Source organism: Albirhodobacter sp. R86504, from assembly GCF_042466415.1.
In the GTDB taxonomy this organism is placed as follows: domain Bacteria; phylum Pseudomonadota; class Alphaproteobacteria; order Rhodobacterales; family Rhodobacteraceae; genus Albirhodobacter.
This window is the reverse complement of record NZ_JAXHCH010000001.1, coordinates 349,490-365,000: the sequence shown is the minus strand read 5'-3', so window position 1 is coordinate 365,000 and position 15,511 is coordinate 349,490. Positions and strand designations below refer to the sequence as shown.

Here is a 15,511-nt window from a genome sequence, read left to right as displayed (position 1 = left end):
TGCCGGACAAATCCGCGAGAACCGTCTCGCCCGCAACCATCGTCTGGCCCAAAGCAACAAGCGGCTCCACGCCCGCAGGCAGATAAACATCCAAACGCGACCCAAAACGGATCAACCCGAAACGCTCGCCGGTATTGATCATCTGCCCCGTCTTCACCTCACACAAGATCCGGCGCGCAACGAGGCCGGCGATCTGCACAACGCCGAGGCGCCGACCATCCGCCATCTCGATCGTCATCCCGTTCCGCTCGTTATCCACCGAGGCTTTATCGAGTGCGGCATTCAGGAATTTCCCTTCGCGATAAGCGATCTCGGTAATCTTACCGCCGATTGGCGCGCGGTTCACGTGGCAGTTGAACACATTCATAAAGACCGAGATCCGCGTCATCGGCGCATCACCAAGGTTTAGCTCGGCCGGCGGGACAGCTTGTTCGAGCAACGAGATGATCCCATCCGCAGGCGAGACAACCAACGTATCGGACACCGTTCCATCCGCCAAACGCCGCACAGGCGTCGTGCGCGCCGGATCACGGAAGAAGTAATACACCCACACTGTCAGTCCGGCGCCGATCCACCCCAAGGGTTCGCAAATGAGAAACAGCACAAGCGTGATCGCCGCAGCAATCGCCACGAATTTGCGCCCTTCAGGGTGCATAGGCTTGATGAAGGTGGAGAGCATCGAAACTGACATGGGGTCGCCTTATGAATAACAGTTCTCTTGTGCATACCTGTCTTCACGCTCGGTTGCAAAGGGACTGACGGGCGGAGCGCGCGCGAGCGTTAATTCCTACCCTTTTTGTCGGATTGCATTTCCCGACAAAAACAGTATATTCCGAGCCTATGACCCCGCAGCAACAGCGCGAGACCGCCAGATGATTGTTTGTCATTGCCAGCATATCTCAGACCGCGACATCCACGCCGCCATTGATTGGATGCGCAACGCGGACACCGATACAATCATCACGCCAGGCAAAATCTACCACGCGCTGGGAAAACGCGCCGATTGCGGCGGGTGTATGCCGCTTTTCCTTTCAACTATGCGATCCAATGGTAATCTTGAGGTGCCCGCGGAACTCCGCGGCCTGCGCAACACCAAGCGCGCGTAACCCCGCAAGGGCCAGACGCCGCAAAAGATTAGAAAGGATCCGCCATGAAAGGCGACGCCAAAGTTATCGAGTATCTAAACGCTGCTTTGCGCTCTGAACTCACTGCGATCTCGCAATACTGGGTGCATTTCCGCCTTCAAGAAGACTGGGGCCTGATGAAGATGGCCAAAAAGTCGCGCGAAGAATTTATCGAGGAGATGAACCACGCCGATAAATTGATCGCGCGAATTCTGTTCCTCGAAGGCCATCCGAATCTGCAAAAGCTTGATCCGCTGCGCATCGGAGAAGGGCCGCGCGAGACGCTTGAATGTGATTTGGCCGGCGAGCATGACGCGCTAACGCTCTACCGCGAGGCGCGTGACTATTGCGATAGCGTTCGGGATTACGTGTCCAAGAACCTCTTTGAGGCCCTCATCGCCGATGAGGAAGGCCACGTGGATTTCTTGGAAACCCAAATCAGCCTCTACGATCGGCTCGGCGCGGCGGGCTATGCCCTGCTGAACGCGGCCCCAATGAACGAAGCCGAGTAATCAATATCTGGCGCTTGATCTGGCCCTGCTTGCGCGGGGCTTTTTCATGCCCAAAACCAGATGCCCCCACCCCCCAGATATGAAAAAGGGCCACCCGAAGGCAGCCCTCTCGCATCGTATGCTTCGAAACTTAGCGCTTCGAGAACTGGAACGAACGGCGAGCTTTTGCTTTACCGTATTTCTTACGCTCAACCACGCGGCTGTCGCGGGTCAAGAAGCCAGCGGCTTTCAACGGTGCGCGCAGCGACGGATCGAAGAGCTGGAGAGCTTTCGAAATGCCGTGCTTCACAGCGCCAGCTTGGCCCGAAAGACCACCGCCAACAACCGTTGCGAAGACGTCGAACTGGCCGTCAACATTTGCAACGGTGAACGGCTGGCGCAGAATCATGCGCAGAACCGGACGTGCAAAGTAAACTTCCTGCTCGCGGCCATTCACGATGACCTTGCCTGTGCCTGGCTTGATCCAAACGCGCGCAACAGCGTTCTTACGCTTGCCGGTTGCATAAGAACGGCCAAGCGAATCGCGCTTAGGCTCGCGAACGATAGCAGCCGCGACGGTTTCAGCAGCGGTGCCGGATACGACCGATTTCAGGTCGTCGAGAGTTTTAAGATCTTCAGACATGATCAAGCGCTCCGGGTGTTTTTCGGGTTCATCGACGCAACGTCGAGGATTTCCGGCTGCTGAGCTTCATGCGGATGATCAACACCAGCGTAGACACGCAGGTTCGACATCTGCGCACGACCAAGACGGTTGCGCGAAATCATCCGCTCAACAGCTTTGATCACGACGCGCTCGGGGTGAGCCCCCTCAAGCACTTGACGCGCGGTGCGGAATTTGATCCCGCCCGGGTGGCCAGTGTGCCAGTAGTAACGCTTGTCTTCACGCTTCGCGCCCGTCATCTGCACCTTGTCGGCGTTGATGATGATCACATTGTCGCCCATATCCATGTGCGGCGTGAAGGTTGCTTTATGTTTGCCACGAAGGCGCATAGCGACGATCGTTGCGAGACGGCCGAGAACGATGCCTTCAGCATCGATCAAGATCCATTTCTTTTCGATCTCCGCCGGTTTTGCGGTATAAGTTTTCATCGAAGTTGGCCCTTTGGTAGGCTGTAGCTATTCAGATGGGGGCTTATCGGCCTTTCCCGCATCAAAATCAAGCGCCGTGATGCAAGTTTTATGTATGTATTTCAGTGACTTGTGAAATAGGTATCAAAATACCCCACTTCAAATCGCGATCATACCGACATCGCGCCGCCCCAATCGGAATCGCGCGCGCCGTGAGTCACGCGATCACATCACCCGATAACAGCCAACGCAGGGAAGGTTTCCAACAGCCAGAATGCCAAGGCCGAGAACTGATCCGTGAGCATCATCAACCCGATCGTCCATAACAACAAACCGGAGATCTTCTCGATCCGGCCCATATGTTTGCGCATGAACGCCATCGCCCCTTTGAGGCGCGGGAAGAACGCCGCCACAAGAATAAACGGAATCCCGAGCCCCAGCGCGTATCCCACAAGCAAAACACCGCCCCGCGCGGGCGCGTCTTGACCAGTGGCCAAACCAAGGATGGTGCCCAAAATCGGCCCAAGACAAGGCGTCCAGCCAAAGGCGAAGGCAAGCCCCAGCAGATAGGCCCCGAAGGATGATCCGCCTTGGCTTTTTGCCTCAACGCGCAACTCGCGATCCATAAACGTGAGACGGAAGACGCCAATGAAATGCGCCCCGAAAATCATAATCACAATCGCAGAGCCTTTGGTCAGCCAGTCGCGCGCGCCGCCAACCATGCGCCCCAAAGTCGATGCCGACGCCCCCATGATCAAAAACACGGTCGAAAGGCCGAGCACAAAGAAAAGCGAGGCGATCAACGCCCGCCGCCGCGCCGCGCTCTCCGATCCCATGTCGGAAACCGAAACGCCTCCCATATACGCAAGATAGGGCGGCACAATCGGCAACACGCAAGGGCTCAAGAAAGACAGCACACCCGCAATCATCGCAATGAAAAGCGCGGGCAACAGGCTGGCGTCGAAGATCAGATCGGTCAAATGTTCCATGGCTTGGCGATAGAGCAATTTTGCGCGCGCGTCATCGGAATTTGAACGCCTGCCTGCTCACATCCTCGTGGACGAATCAACTCGCCCTGACTACGGCAAGCTATGGAACATGATATCGAAATCGATGCCCGCGGGTTGCTCTGCCCCCTCCCCGTTCTGCGCGCGCGCAAAATCCTGAATGAGTTGCGGCCCGGCACGCGGGTTCTGCTCATCGCCACCGATGCAGCAAGCTGGCTCGACGTGCCGCATTTCTGCGCACAGGCTGGCCACATCCTTCTCTCCGCCGAGCAAATCGACAAAGATCGCCGCTACGTGATCCAACGCGGCCCCGGCAGGCCCGACGCCGACTAAGTTGGCCCTTAAATAAAAGCGCCGGGCTGTTGCCCGGCGCTTTTATTTTAAGTCGTCAAATTTGCACCTTAACGGTTCAAAGACCACCAGCCGCGCTTTTTCGGCTTGGGCTCTTCCGTAGGCGCGTCGCTCACGGGCGTCGTTGCCTCAGGTTCCTGGGCAGGCACTTCGACGGGCGCTTCGGAGACCGGAACCTCAACGGGCGTCGGCGTTGGCGCCTCCACTGGTGCAGGTGTCGGGATCTCGACAGGCGCCTCAGCCGGTGCCTCGTTTGGTGTCTCACCCTGCGGCGCGGGCGCCTCGGCGACAACCTCCGGCAACTCGGCCGCTACGGCTTTCTTGGCGCGCGAACGTGGCGCACGTTTGGGCTTCTCGGGAGCAGCCTCGACGGTCGCCTCCGCATCACCTTCCGCTGCCACAACCTTCTTCGCACGCGACCGTGGAGCGCGCTTGGGTTTTTCAACCTCCGCTTCGCCCTCAACTGGCTCAACCTTTTTGGCGCGCGAACGCGGCGCGCGTTTCGGCTTCTCGGTAACCGCCTCTGCGGGGGTATCCACAGGCGCTTCGGTCGCAACCTCCGTCGTTACGATCGCCACGGCCGCCAGTTCTGCAGCCGCCGCAGCACGCGCCGCGTCTTCCGCAAGATCATCCGACTCGTCGCCGTCATCCGAGTCATCGGACTCAGACTCGTCCGAACCATCTTCAGCACGATCGCCCGTTTTCTTCTTACGACGACGGCGGCGCTTCTTTTTGCGCGGCTGATCGCCATCCTCCTCGGAAACCGGCTCGACCGCAGTGACAGTCGCCGCCGCCTCTGCTGCTGCATCCGCCGCTTCCGCAGCTTCTTCCGCCGCAACCGCCGCCGCGAAGGCCTCGTCATCCTTGTTATCGATTTCGGCCATCAGATTTGCATCAACGGAGACAGCCGACGTCACCAATTCCGCGATATTGCGGGTCTGGGTTTTGAACTTTTCCATCGAATAGTCAGGGCTGATCAAATGCGGATCTGCCTCGATGCGCACAGCCATGCCGTAACGCGCTTCGATAACCGCGATATGCTCGCGCTTCGCATTCATCAGGTAGTTGGCGACCGCAATCGGCGCACGCACGAGGACTTCGCGCGAACGTTTACGTGTGCCCTCTTCCTCAATCGCGCGCAGAACCTGCAAGGCGATGTTATCATCCGAGCGGATCAGACCCGTTCCGTGGCAATGCGAACATGGCTGGGTCGTGGATTCAAGCATCCCCGGCCGCAACCGCTGGCGCGACATTTCCATCAAACCGAAGCCCGAAATCCGGCCAACCTGAATGCGCGCGCGGTCGGTTTTCAACTTGTCCTTCATCCGCTTCTCGACGGCGGCGTTATTCTTACGCTCCTCCATGTCGATGAAGTCGATGACGATCAGCCCTGCGAGATCGCGCAGGCGCAATTGCCGCGCGACTTCTTCCGCCGCTTCCAAGTTGGTCTTGAGCGCGGTCTCCTCAATGGAGCCCTCTTTCGTCGCACGCCCCGAGTTCACATCGATCGCGACGAGCGCTTCGGTGATCCCGATCACGATATAACCGCCCGATTTGAGCTGCACGACAGGATTGAACATCGCGCCCAGATAGCTTTCCACTTGGAACCGCGCAAAGAGCGGCATCTGCTCTTTGTAGTTCACAACCTGGTTTGCATGGGTCGGCATGATCATCCGCATGAAATCTTTGGCAAGGCGATAACCGCGCTCACCCTCGACGAGCACTTCGTCGATTTCCTTCGAATACAGATCGCGAATGGACCGCTTGATCAGGTCGCCTTCCTCGTAAATCGGCGCGGGCGCAACCGATTTGAGGGTCAGCTCGCGGATCTGCTCCCACAGACGCATCAGATATTCATAGTCGCGGCGGATCTCGGTGCGGGTGCGCTGCGATCCGGCGGTGCGGATAATCAGGCCAGCGCCCTGCGGCACTTCCATTTCCGATGCGATTTCTTTGAGCTTCTTACGGTCGGGCGCGTTGGTGATCTTGCGGGAAATCCCGCCACCGCGCGCCGTGTTCGGCATCAAGACACAGTAACGACCCGCCAGCGACAGGTACGTGGTCAATGCAGCGCCTTTATTCCCGCGCTCTTCTTTCACAACCTGCACCAGCATAATCTGGCGCATCTTGATCACTTCTTGGATCTTGTAGCGGCGCGCACGCGGCTTGCGCGGGGCACGGATTTCCTCGGCAACATCGTCATCAGCAACCGATTCAATGTCATCTTCCTCGGATGCGCGGCGCGCATTACCCCGTGCTTGGCGGTCGTCTTCGTCATCAGACTCGTCTTCATCGGATTCGTCTTCCGATGCGCCGTCGTCAGAATTTTCTTCCGGCTGGTCTTGCTCGGCAGGTGTCTCCGCGGTGGTGTCATCCGCAACAGTCTCGGCAACTGCCTCCGATGGCGCCTCATCCGTGCTTACTTCAGGCGTGCTCGCGTCAGGCGTCGCAACACCCTCCGCAACCGGCTGATCAGCTACCGCATCATCTGCCGCAGCTTCGTCCGTCACGGCCTCGTCAACGACGCCCATTCCCGGAATATCTTCCGAGCGCACGACCGCATCCGTGTCCTGCGCCTTTTCCGAACGCCCACGGCTACGGCGACGGCGTCCACCGTTCGATGATGACTGGCGCGGTTTTTCCTCCGCTTCGTCGGCTTCTGCCGCTGCGGCGCGCTCTTCTTCCAACAACGCCTGACGGTCCGCCATTGGAATTTGATAGTAGTCAGGATGGATTTCCGCAAAAGCGAGGAACCCGTGGCGATTTCCGCCGTAATCCACAAAGGCCGCCTGCAACGACGGCTCCACGCGGGTCACCTTCGCCAGATAGATATTGCCAGCTAGCTGCCGGCGATTCACGGTCTCGAAATCAAATTCCTCGACTTTATTTCCGTCTACCACCACAACGCGGGTTTCTTCCGCGTGTGTGGCATCGATTAGCATTTTCTTCGCCATTAATCCGTTTTCCGCACGCAAAACGCCGCCCTGCCCTTCGGGCAGACGGTGATAATGCATGGTTTTTGTTGGGGGCGAGCGCGCACAATGGGCCGAAAGCGGCGGCGGCCAATGGCCCGCCCGTCATCACTTTCACCAGATTGCATCGCGTCATCGCGGTTCTTTCCTAAGCGCCGACTATCCGGCACTCATCACAAAACCATCAAAGTATTCAATACCTTGCTGGCAAACTTACGGCCTTTCGGCCTAATCGGTTGATCCGGTCCCCGTCTTGCCATCGCAAGATCCGCAGGCCCGTAAATCAGCGAAACTCAAAGGTGAATGAGAGTTTTTGCCTCTCTGACATACCACCACATCTGAACCATAGCGGGTTCCCGCATCAAAAGACAATCGGTTTTTCGTTACTTGATTGTTAACGCAAACAACCCCCGCCCGCCTACGCGACCACGCCGCTATGCGCCAAAACACGAACGGGCACCGAGGATCTCCCCCGCTGCCCGCTTCTGCCAGATCTGATTCCGCGCAAGTCTAAGTGTAATCGGACCGCGTCAGGCCGTATTTCGCCATTTTCTCGTTCAACGTCCGGCGCGGCAAACACAGCTCATCCATCACCGCCGCGATCGACCCTTTATGACGCCGCATCGTGTTATCGATCAGCATCTTTTCAAAGCTTTCGACATATTCTTTGAGCGGTTTGCCCTCGGTCGTCATCGCCGCAGGGCCCGTATCTTCGCTATCGGCCATCAGCAGCGACGCGATTGACCCCGTGCCGCGTCGATTTTGCAAAACGGCGCGCTCGGCCACATTGATGAGCTGCCGCACATTCCCGGGCCACGGCGCTTGCAACAGCTGCGCCGCTTCCTGCGCGGTCACTTCGGGCGCCTCGCACCCGTATTCATCCGAAAACTGTTCGGCCATCGAGGTAAACAGCACCAGCACATCCTCGCCGCGTTGCCGCAACGGAGGCAGGGTGATCTTCAGCGCCGCAAGCCGGAAGTAAAGGTCAGGCCGCAACGCGTCTTCAACCGTGCGCCCCTCGCCATGCGTGTTGCAAATCGCGATGATGCGCGTCTCCGCCGGCGTGCCTTGGTCGTTGATAAACGTGAGCAATCTGGCCTGCAATGCCCCGGACAACGCCTCGACATCCTCCAAAACCAAGGTACCGCCACGGGCTTCCTCGACGAGGGGAAGACCCTCGTCAACCGGCCCGAACAACTTCGTGCTCAGCGCCTCCTCAGTATAAGCCGCACAGCTCACCAAGGTAAATTTCTTCCCCGCACGCGGCCCAACAGCATGCAAAGCATGCGCCGCCAGCGTTTTTCCGGTGCCTGTCTCGCCGTCGATCAGCACATGGCCGTCCGCCTGCCCCAGATCGAGAATATCCTCGCGCAACCGCTCCATCGGGAGAGATGTCCCGATCAGCTTGCCGATCACCTGCTCGCCCGCTGCCAGATCGCGCCGCAAAGCGCGGTTATCAAGCGTCATGCGCCGCGATTGGGTCGCGCGCTTGGCAAGCTCGGTCATCCGGTCGGGGTTAAACGGCTTCTCCATGAAGTCCATCGCCCCAAGACGCATCGCCTCAACCGCCATCGGCACATCGCCGTGCCCCGTTATCATAATCACCGGAAGGCCCGAATCCAGACCCATCAGACGCTTTAGAAACGCCATCCCGTCCATTCCCGGCATCCGGATATCGGAGATCACAACCCCCGGCCAATCCGGCCCAATCACCTTGAGCGCATCCTCCGCGCAGGCGTAAACCTCTGTATCGAAACCAGAAAGCGCAAGCCACTGACTTACTGATTGGCGCATATCCTCTTCGTCATCGACGATCGCGACCTTCATCATCCGTGCCATATGTTACTCCGCTACCCGAGCACCCGCAGGCGCTCCCGTTTTAAAGACGCCCGAAGACGCTTGTGTCTGCGCCGCGTGAAGCGGCAATTGCATCTCGAAGACCGCGCCGCCCGAGCCATAACTCCGGCCCGCAGTGGTTTGTTCCCCGTGCGTGTGGCCATCCGCATTATGCGCGGTCAGCCGCCCCCCGAAATCGGCGACGATCGACGACGAAATCGCGAGTCCAAGTCCCGTCCCCTCGCCCGGTTTTTTAGTCGTCCAGAACGGCTCGAACAGCTTATCGAGATCCGAAATCCCCGGGCCGTTATCGCGTAAGCTTAAAACCGCACTGTCCCCCGCCGTCAGCAAAATCTCCACTTGCGGCTGAGCCACTGACTTGGTCGCATCCAGCGCATTGCGCAAGAGGTTGATGATCACCTGTTCGAGACGGATGCGATCGGCCATCACCAAAACCGGCTCGCGCGGCAGGGTGCGCGTGATCCGCACAGTGCGCGCCTTCAACTGCGGCTCCATCATTGCCAATGCGGATGAAATGGCGGCCCTCAAATCGACAACTTCGAAGGCTTCGCCACCCTTGCGCGCATAGGATTTCAACTGGCGTGTGATCGCGCCCATGCGGTCGATCAGATCGTCGATCCGCTGGAACGACGCCAGTGCCTCCTCGCCCCGCGCGCGCTGCAACAACAATCGCGCCCCCGCGAGATACGTCTTCATCGCGGCCAATGGCTGGTTTAATTCATGGCTCACTGCGGCTGACATCTCGCCAAGCGCCGCGAGTTTCGAGCTTTGCGCCAAGGTTTGCTCCGCCACCGCGAGATCTTGCTGCACCCGCTCGCGCTCGGCGATCTCCCGCGACAGGCGCGCGTTCAGCGCCCGAAGCTCAACCGATTCCTTGCGATACGCCAAGGATTGCACCCGCGCACGCCGCGACAAAAGATAGAAGGCCAAGGCAAGGAAAATCGCGAATCCCATAATCTCCAACGCCAGCACGGCATTCACCCGCTCGCGCACCGATTCATAGGTCGTGAACGACACAAGTCGCCAGCCGCGGAACGGCAACTTCGCCTCGGTCCGCATCACAGCCGTACCGCGCAAGTAGGCATCGGGCGGCTCATTCGCCCAATCCGCCGTCGCCTGCAAAGCGCGGCGCAAGGAATTTGGCGCCGATCGCACCTCCAACGCCTCTTTTACCGTTAAACCGCGCCATCGCGGCTCGGTCGCAAGAATAATCTTCCCCGCACTGTCGACGACGGACACAATCTCGGAAATCCCCGCCCAAGACCGCTCCAAAGCTGCAAGATCCGCCTCGACGACCACGACACCGACCGCTTTGCCATCAAGCAACATCGCGCGCGAATAGACAAATTCGGTGCCGCCCGTATCACGGGTCGAGGCGGTAAAAATCGTCTCGCGCGCACGCAACGCGTCCACAAACCACTGTGCGCTCGCATAACTTGTGCCGATTTGCGTGCGATCTGTTGCCGCGACAAGCCGTCCACTCGTATCCAACAAACGGATAGAGGAGGCTGAAATCTCTTTCTTCGCCGCGATAAGACGCTGCGATGCGGTCGAATATTCGGCATCCGATAGCGAACGCAAAAGCGCCGTATCATTGGCCAAAAACCTTGGCACAACGGCTGTTCGCTGCAACTCCGATATAATATTGCCGGAATAGAGGGCCAATCGCACCTCTGTGCGCGCCCGCGTCGAATCCGCGAAACGGTCCGTGAGCCACGAATTGGTGACCCAGACTGTGACAGCCGCGATCACCAAAATCACGATCAGCGAAAACCGCAAAGGCAACCCTTTGCGGCCCAGCGACTGCGGATCAAAAGTGTCTGTGTCGAGGGGTTCCACCATGCGGCAAACCTATGCCAAGCCGAGACGGCTCGGCAAGGCCAAGCTCTCAGGCGGTCGCCAGCAACCCGTTGAGCGCGCGGAAAAGCGCCGCCCCGTCGGCGCCACCTTGCGCATCCTCAATAGCCCGCTCGGGATGCGGCATCATCCCCAAGACGCGACGGTTCGCCGACAAAACGCCCGCGATATCGTCGGTGGAGCCATTCGGGTTATCCGCATACCGGAACGCCACGCGGTCCTCGGCCTGCAAGGCGTTCAGGCCCTCGGCATCGATCGTGTAATTACCGTCGTGATGCGCGATCGGGAAGGTCACGCGCGCGCCCTTGCCGTAGGCATTGGTATACGCGCTGTCTTGCGACGCGACGACGAGCTCCACGGGACGGCAGATGTATTTGAGCGACGCATTGCGCATCAACGCCCCCGGCAACAACCCCATCTCCGTCAGGATCTGAAACCCGTTGCAAACACCCATGACGTAACCGCCCTTGCCCGCGAATTCCGCAACGGCCTGCCCGATGGGCGAACGCGACGCAATCGCGCCGCAACGCAGGTAATCGCCGTAGGAAAATCCGCCCGGAACGCCAACAATATCCACACCCGCTGGCAACGACGTATCTTTGTGCCAAACCCGCACAACCTCGGCGCCCGCCTTTTCAAAGCCGACGGCCAGATCACGGTCACAGTTCGACCCCGGGAAGGTGATGACAGCAGCTTTCATGGCAGGCCCCTTGCGCAATGGGTAAAGGTAAAGGGGCAGGCAGCAGCCTCGCCCCTGAAAAACTCGGTTAGGCGATCTCGATCGTGTATTTCTCGATAACGGTATTCGCGAGGAGCTTTTCGCACATCGCCTTTACCTCGGCTTCCGCCGCTTGTTTATCCGTCGCGGCGAGATCGAGCTCGATCACCTTGCCTTGACGCACGCCTTCGACGCCAGCAAAGCCCAAATGGCCGAGCGCGTGGCGAACGGCTTCGCCTTGCGGGTCGAGAACGCCGTCTTTCAGCATGACATGAACGCGGGCTTTCATCGCATCTCTCCTCTGCGGATCACATGGGCAAAAACCGCCCCGATTTGGCCGCCGTGTTAGCGCGTTGAGGGCTGTGAGACAAGCCAAGATGCGTCACGGATATCGTTTCAACGCGCATTTTACGCCGCAATCGCTCCGCCCATCGCATCGCGCCGCGCCCAACCCCCGCAGCATCCTCCCGACCGCTAAGCCCCGACGCGAATCCCGATTTTCCCGATATGGCCTTTCGCAACAAACGCCTCTTGTGCGCGCGCAAGATCCCGCAACGCATAGGTCTGCGCGATCACCGGACGAATCTCGCCCGCCTCGATATACCGAACAAGGTCGTTAAAAATGTCGGGTGCCTGACGGGTGCTGCCCATCAACGTCAAATCTTTGAGATACAGATCGCGCAGATCAAGCTCGACAATCGGCCCCGCAATCGCGCCGGAGGTCACATACCGCCCCCGCGGGCGCAGCGCATCAAGCAGACGCGGCCACTCCCCCCCGCCGACGAGATCCAGCACAACGTCAAATGCCCGGGATGGCGGGCACTCACCCCGCCCCAAAACCGCATCCGCCCCGATCTCCATGAGTGCCGCCGCCTTGCTCGGCATCGTCACCGCCGTCACATGTGCGCCGCGGCGCTTGGCCAATTGAACCGCCGCCGATCCGACACCCCCCGAAGCGCCCGTGATCAAAACCCGCTCGGCGCCAAGGGCTGCCCGTTGGATCATGCCCTCCGCTGTCGAGAAAGCGCAAGGAAATGACGCCAACTCGATATCGCTCAGCGCGCTCGATATCGCGACAGCATTGTCGGCGCACGTCGTGGTGAATTGCGCAAATGCACCGTCCCGTTCTGACCCGAAGGTCTCGAGCTGATCCGCGTCTTGCGCGCCTGCGGGACAATACATGGGGCGCACCAACACCCGCTGCCCAAGCCGCGCCGCGTCAACGCCCGCGCCAACCCGCACAATCTCGCCACAACAATCAGCCCCCTGAATGCGCGGAAACGCAAGCGCCCCGGCCCATCCCCCATCAGCCCCCGCCCCGTCTGCATACCCCGTCAGCGCCGCCGACGCAGTGTCACCGCGCACCGTTTTCGCGTACCAACCCGTTCTCGTGTTCACATCCGTATTGTTCACCGCCGCCGCTCCGACACGGATCAGCACCTCCCCCGCCGCAGGCTGAGGCACCGCAACATCCTCGCGCCATTCGAGCTTTTCAACACCGCCGTGGCCGGTCAGAACCATAGCCAGCATTTTGGTCGGGAGGGTCATGCGCTTTCCTTTGGTAGAATGGTTACTCTACTTGCATAGGTAGAGTAACCATTCTACATCTGTCAACCATGACACCCGACACCATGACCAAAATATCGGCGGGGCTCGAAACCGCTTTCGCACGCCACGGCTTCGCCACGCCGAGCGTCGAAGACCTGCGCGATGCCGCCAGTGTCAGCTTGCGAACGCTCTATAAATACCTGCCCTCGCGCGCAGATATGGTGCTCGCCGCCCTGCAACACCGCCATCAAAGGTATCTCGCGCATCTGTTTGATGGCCTGCCCCCCAATACCGCCCCCGATACCACCCCCGAAACCGCGCTCACGCATCTTATCCGGCGCGTCGGAAGTTGGATGCAAACCGAGACCGCACACGGCTGCCTGTTTCACGGAGCCGTTGCCGCAGATCCGCAAAATCAGGCCCTCAAAGACCTTCTCCAGCGTCACAAGGCCGAGGTTGCACAGCGCGCCGCGAGCGTATCAAGCTTGGAGGGGCACGAGCTCGCGCTTTTGCAAATCTTTGAGGGCCTGACCCAAACATGGGCCCTGCATCCAGAGGCATCCATCAAAACGGCCGAACATCTGGCGGGCCTCCTTCAGGCGGCGAAAGATCAAGCGCGCACGTAAAACCTGCCCTTTTCACAGAAATTTACGTAATCTCGCGGCGGAAATCCTCGGTTGCTGCGTATAACCCGCATAAACAGTGCCACCTGAACGAGGAAGCAAGATGCAGCTCACAAACTCCCGCAGCGGCTATGGCCTCATCGCCATCGCATTCCACTGGACTGTCGCAGCAGCATTCCTCGCCAATTACGCCCTGATCTATGGCCGCGAGTGGTTTACCGAACCCCGTTCGGACTTCGGGCGCTCGCTTTTTTCCGCCCACACGGCGATCGGCGTGTCCGCTCTGGTCTTCATCGCATTGCGCATCCTTTGGCGCTTCATGAGCTCCGCCCCCGATGCGGCCCCCGGAACGCCGCTCGAACATCTCATCGCCCGCCTCACCCATTTCGCGCTTTATATCGTCATGCTCGGCCTGCCGCTCACCGGATATCTTGGCTTTGGCGGCGCGCCTAAGTTGTTCTTCGCGCTCGAGATCCCCACCTTCCGCGAGACATGGGTCTTCACCTCCCTCATCTCCGGCCAACTGGGCGTCAGCTGGGAAAGCTTCGAAGGCGTGATGGATATGCTGCATAAAACGGGCGGCACTTATGTCGTGCCTGCGCTGATCGCCCTGCATATCGGGGCGGCGCTGTTCCATCACCTGATCCGCCGCGATACCGTTTTGCGGCGCATGACCGACCCGTCCCTCACCAAAGGCGCCAATTTCCGGCGCTAAACCGCCCGCCACCGATACCGCGCGATCAACCGTAGGTAATCCCCACCATCGCTTGATCGCGCGTGGCTTTCATGCGACTTTACCCCAACCGTTCGAAGCGCAGTTGCCCCCATCAGGACTCCAGCAGCGATTTGCCCGTAAACCAACCGATTGCTGGGGCCGCATTCATGTCGACCACTACTTCCGTTTCCCCTTCACGCCCACGCGCCTTTGGTCAAAGAAAACGGCCCATCCTCCTGCGCATCCCGTCAAATTTGCTGGGGGTAATTCTGTTATGCTTGGCCTTCCTGACCCCCTCCGCGCAAGCCGAGGTCCGCTTCGATAACGTCATCGGCAGCCAAACCCTCGGCCAGCCCGTGCGCTATTCCGTCTACCTCCCGCCCAACTACCGTCAGGACAACCGCCGCTATCCCGTTGTCTACCTCCTGCATGGGGGCGGCACCGGACAGCCAAGCGATTGGTTCACGCTCAACGGTTTGGATCAAATCCTCGACCGGATGATCCTGAACGGCGACATCCGTCCCTTCATCGCCATCGCGCCCGACGGACGCCGCGATCAAGATAATGAAATCGCTACATATTTCCTTGATGACCAAAACGGCAATATGCTTTGGGAAACAATGTTTTTCCAAGATTTCATGCCCTCCGTCGAGGCGCGCTACCGCACGATTGGCGGCGGCGATGCGCGGGCAATCTTGGGGATATCGATGGGCGCGGTTGCCGCGACGGTTTACCAACTGCGCGCGCCTGACATGTTCGCCGGCATCGCAGGGTTGAGCGTCGCCTTCCGCACCGAACAACAAGTGCTCGATCTGTCCCCAAGCGCCTATCACAGCCGCTACGCGGGCGTTCTCGGCGCGGGGCTGGAGGCGGAAGACCGCTTGAACAAGACATGGGACGCACTTACCCCCGCCGCCCTGATCGCGGGGACCGATCCCGCGCGCTTCTCGCGGATTCCTCGGATGTATTTCGATATCGGCGCGGATGATCCGTTTTTCGAGGCCGCCGCACAGCTCCACGTCAGCTTGCGAAATTCCGGCATCAAACACCGCTTCAAAGTATCTGAGGGCGGGCATGATTGGGTCTTCTGGCGCGCGTCGATAGAAGACGCACTCACACATCTCGATGCCGTCTTAACGCGCGGTTACGGCGAATAGGT

At 59.5% G+C, this 15,511-nt stretch carries 16 protein-coding genes (1 of these 16 only partly in view); 6 read left to right on the top strand and 10 right to left on the bottom strand.

The features are described 5' to 3' along the window. Positions 1 to 691, bottom strand: partial view of a phosphatidylserine decarboxylase gene (locus SJY32_RS01670; protein ID WP_376870835.1) — the 5' portion only. 32 nt of this gene lie to the left of the window's left edge; the window shows 691 of its 723 coding nt (coding positions 1–691); the start codon lies at positions 689 to 691; its stop codon lies beyond the left edge, outside the window. A 181-nt stretch (positions 692 to 872) separates the two neighbouring features. On the opposite strand from SJY32_RS01670, the gene SJY32_RS01665 reads away from it, so the two are divergent. After that, entirely contained in the window at positions 873 to 1,106 is a 234-nt protein-coding gene (locus SJY32_RS01665) for a bacterioferritin-associated ferredoxin (RefSeq protein WP_376870833.1), read from the top strand. 44 nt (positions 1,107 to 1,150) lie between these two features. Beyond that, positions 1,151 to 1,636 (top strand): bacterioferritin, encoded by a 486-nt coding sequence (gene bfr / locus SJY32_RS01660; protein WP_376870830.1) that lies wholly within the window; start codon positions 1,151 to 1,153, stop codon positions 1,634 to 1,636. 130 nt (positions 1,637 to 1,766) lie between these two features. Here the strand turns inward: bfr and rpsI are convergent, their stop codons facing one another. The 3 genes from rpsI to SJY32_RS01645 all read right to left on the bottom strand — a co-directional run bounded on the left by rpsI (position 1,767) and on the right by SJY32_RS01645 (position 3,693). Continuing rightward, on the bottom strand, positions 1,767 to 2,258 hold the full coding sequence (rpsI, locus tag SJY32_RS01655; protein WP_376870827.1) for a 30S ribosomal protein S9: 492 nt from the start codon (positions 2,256 to 2,258) through the stop codon (positions 1,767 to 1,769). A gap of 2 nt (positions 2,259 to 2,260) precedes the next feature. Beyond that, positions 2,261 to 2,725, bottom strand: a complete 465-nt coding sequence (gene rplM / locus SJY32_RS01650; RefSeq protein WP_376870824.1) for a 50S ribosomal protein L13 — start codon at positions 2,723 to 2,725, stop codon at positions 2,261 to 2,263. 209 nt (positions 2,726 to 2,934) lie between these two features. Beyond that, a complete protein-coding gene (locus SJY32_RS01645) occupies positions 2,935 to 3,693 on the bottom strand; it encodes a cytochrome c biogenesis CcdA family protein (RefSeq protein WP_376870822.1) in 759 nt (252 codons plus the stop codon). A gap of 102 nt (positions 3,694 to 3,795) precedes the next feature. On the opposite strand from SJY32_RS01645, the gene SJY32_RS01640 reads away from it, so the two are divergent. After that, positions 3,796 to 4,044 (top strand): sulfurtransferase TusA family protein, encoded by a 249-nt coding sequence (locus tag SJY32_RS01640; protein ID WP_376870820.1) that lies wholly within the window; start codon positions 3,796 to 3,798, stop codon positions 4,042 to 4,044. Positions 4,045 to 4,112: 68 nt separating this feature from the next. On the opposite strand, the gene SJY32_RS01635 is transcribed toward SJY32_RS01640, so the two are convergent. The 6 genes from SJY32_RS01635 to SJY32_RS01610 all read right to left on the bottom strand — a co-directional run bounded on the left by SJY32_RS01635 (position 4,113) and on the right by SJY32_RS01610 (position 13,014). Then, positions 4,113 to 7,016, bottom strand: coding sequence for an Rne/Rng family ribonuclease (locus SJY32_RS01635; RefSeq protein WP_376871035.1), 2,904 nt, complete (start codon positions 7,014 to 7,016; stop codon positions 4,113 to 4,115). 528 nt (positions 7,017 to 7,544) lie between these two features. After that, positions 7,545 to 8,873 (bottom strand): sigma-54-dependent transcriptional regulator, encoded by a 1,329-nt coding sequence (locus SJY32_RS01630; RefSeq protein WP_376870818.1) that lies wholly within the window; start codon positions 8,871 to 8,873, stop codon positions 7,545 to 7,547. 3 nt (positions 8,874 to 8,876) lie between these two features. Then, complete coding sequence (locus SJY32_RS01625) at positions 8,877 to 10,733, bottom strand: ATP-binding protein (protein ID WP_376870816.1); 1,857 nt, start codon at positions 10,731 to 10,733, stop codon at positions 8,877 to 8,879. A gap of 46 nt (positions 10,734 to 10,779) precedes the next feature. After that, a complete protein-coding gene (gene purQ / locus SJY32_RS01620) occupies positions 10,780 to 11,448 on the bottom strand; it encodes a phosphoribosylformylglycinamidine synthase subunit PurQ (protein ID WP_376870814.1) in 669 nt (222 codons plus the stop codon). 67 nt (positions 11,449 to 11,515) lie between these two features. Further along, positions 11,516 to 11,755: a phosphoribosylformylglycinamidine synthase subunit PurS gene (purS, locus tag SJY32_RS01615; RefSeq protein WP_376870812.1), complete on the bottom strand. Its 240-nt coding sequence runs from the start codon at positions 11,753 to 11,755 to the stop codon at positions 11,516 to 11,518. 185 nt (positions 11,756 to 11,940) lie between these two features. After that, a complete protein-coding gene (locus SJY32_RS01610; RefSeq protein WP_376870810.1) occupies positions 11,941 to 13,014 on the bottom strand; it encodes an alcohol dehydrogenase family protein in 1,074 nt (357 codons plus the stop codon). Positions 13,015 to 13,082: 68 nt separating this feature from the next. On the opposite strand from SJY32_RS01610, the gene SJY32_RS01605 reads away from it, so the two are divergent. From SJY32_RS01605 to SJY32_RS01595, 3 genes are all read left to right on the top strand, one after another. Beyond that, entirely contained in the window at positions 13,083 to 13,640 is a 558-nt protein-coding gene (locus SJY32_RS01605; RefSeq protein ID WP_376870808.1) for a TetR/AcrR family transcriptional regulator, read from the top strand. 100 nt (positions 13,641 to 13,740) lie between these two features. Continuing rightward, positions 13,741 to 14,352 carry a cytochrome b gene (locus tag SJY32_RS01600; protein WP_376870806.1) on the top strand — a complete coding sequence of 204 codons (612 nt, stop codon included), beginning with the start codon at positions 13,741 to 13,743 and terminating at the stop codon, positions 14,350 to 14,352. Positions 14,353 to 14,519: 167 nt separating this feature from the next. Next, positions 14,520 to 15,509, top strand: a complete 990-nt coding sequence (locus tag SJY32_RS01595) for an alpha/beta hydrolase (protein WP_376870803.1) — start codon at positions 14,520 to 14,522, stop codon at positions 15,507 to 15,509. Positions 15,510 to 15,511 lie beyond the last annotated feature (2 nt).

Bases quoted from the DNA above. Each gene is read 5' to 3' on its own strand.
- SJY32_RS01665 (WP_376870833.1), top strand. From the start codon at position 873: ATGATTGTTTGTCATTGCCAGCATATCTCAGACCGCGACATCCACGCC.
- bfr (WP_376870830.1), top strand. From the start codon at position 1,151: ATGAAAGGCGACGCCAAAGTTATCGAGTATCTAAACGCTGCTTTGCGC.
- rpsI (WP_376870827.1), bottom strand. From the start codon at position 2,258: ATGTCTGAAGATCTTAAAACTCTCGACGACCTGAAATCGGTCGTATCC.
- rplM (WP_376870824.1), bottom strand. From the start codon at position 2,725: ATGAAAACTTATACCGCAAAACCGGCGGAGATCGAAAAGAAATGGATC.
- SJY32_RS01645 (WP_376870822.1), bottom strand. From the start codon at position 3,693: ATGGAACATTTGACCGATCTGATCTTCGACGCCAGCCTGTTGCCCGCG.
- SJY32_RS01640 (WP_376870820.1), top strand. From the start codon at position 3,796: ATGGAACATGATATCGAAATCGATGCCCGCGGGTTGCTCTGCCCCCTC.
- SJY32_RS01635 (WP_376871035.1), bottom strand. From the start codon at position 7,016: ATGGCGAAGAAAATGCTAATCGATGCCACACACGCGGAAGAAACCCGC.
- SJY32_RS01630 (WP_376870818.1), bottom strand. From the start codon at position 8,873: ATGGCACGGATGATGAAGGTCGCGATCGTCGATGACGAAGAGGATATG.
- SJY32_RS01625 (WP_376870816.1), bottom strand. From the start codon at position 10,733: ATGGTGGAACCCCTCGACACAGACACTTTTGATCCGCAGTCGCTGGGC.
- purQ (WP_376870814.1), bottom strand. From the start codon at position 11,448: ATGAAAGCTGCTGTCATCACCTTCCCGGGGTCGAACTGTGACCGTGAT.
- purS (WP_376870812.1), bottom strand. From the start codon at position 11,755: ATGAAAGCCCGCGTTCATGTCATGCTGAAAGACGGCGTTCTCGACCCG.
- SJY32_RS01610 (WP_376870810.1), bottom strand. From the start codon at position 13,014: ATGACCCTCCCGACCAAAATGCTGGCTATGGTTCTGACCGGCCACGGC.
- SJY32_RS01605 (WP_376870808.1), top strand. From the start codon at position 13,083: ATGACACCCGACACCATGACCAAAATATCGGCGGGGCTCGAAACCGCT.
- SJY32_RS01600 (WP_376870806.1), top strand. From the start codon at position 13,741: ATGCAGCTCACAAACTCCCGCAGCGGCTATGGCCTCATCGCCATCGCA.
- SJY32_RS01595 (WP_376870803.1), top strand. From the start codon at position 14,520: ATGTCGACCACTACTTCCGTTTCCCCTTCACGCCCACGCGCCTTTGGT.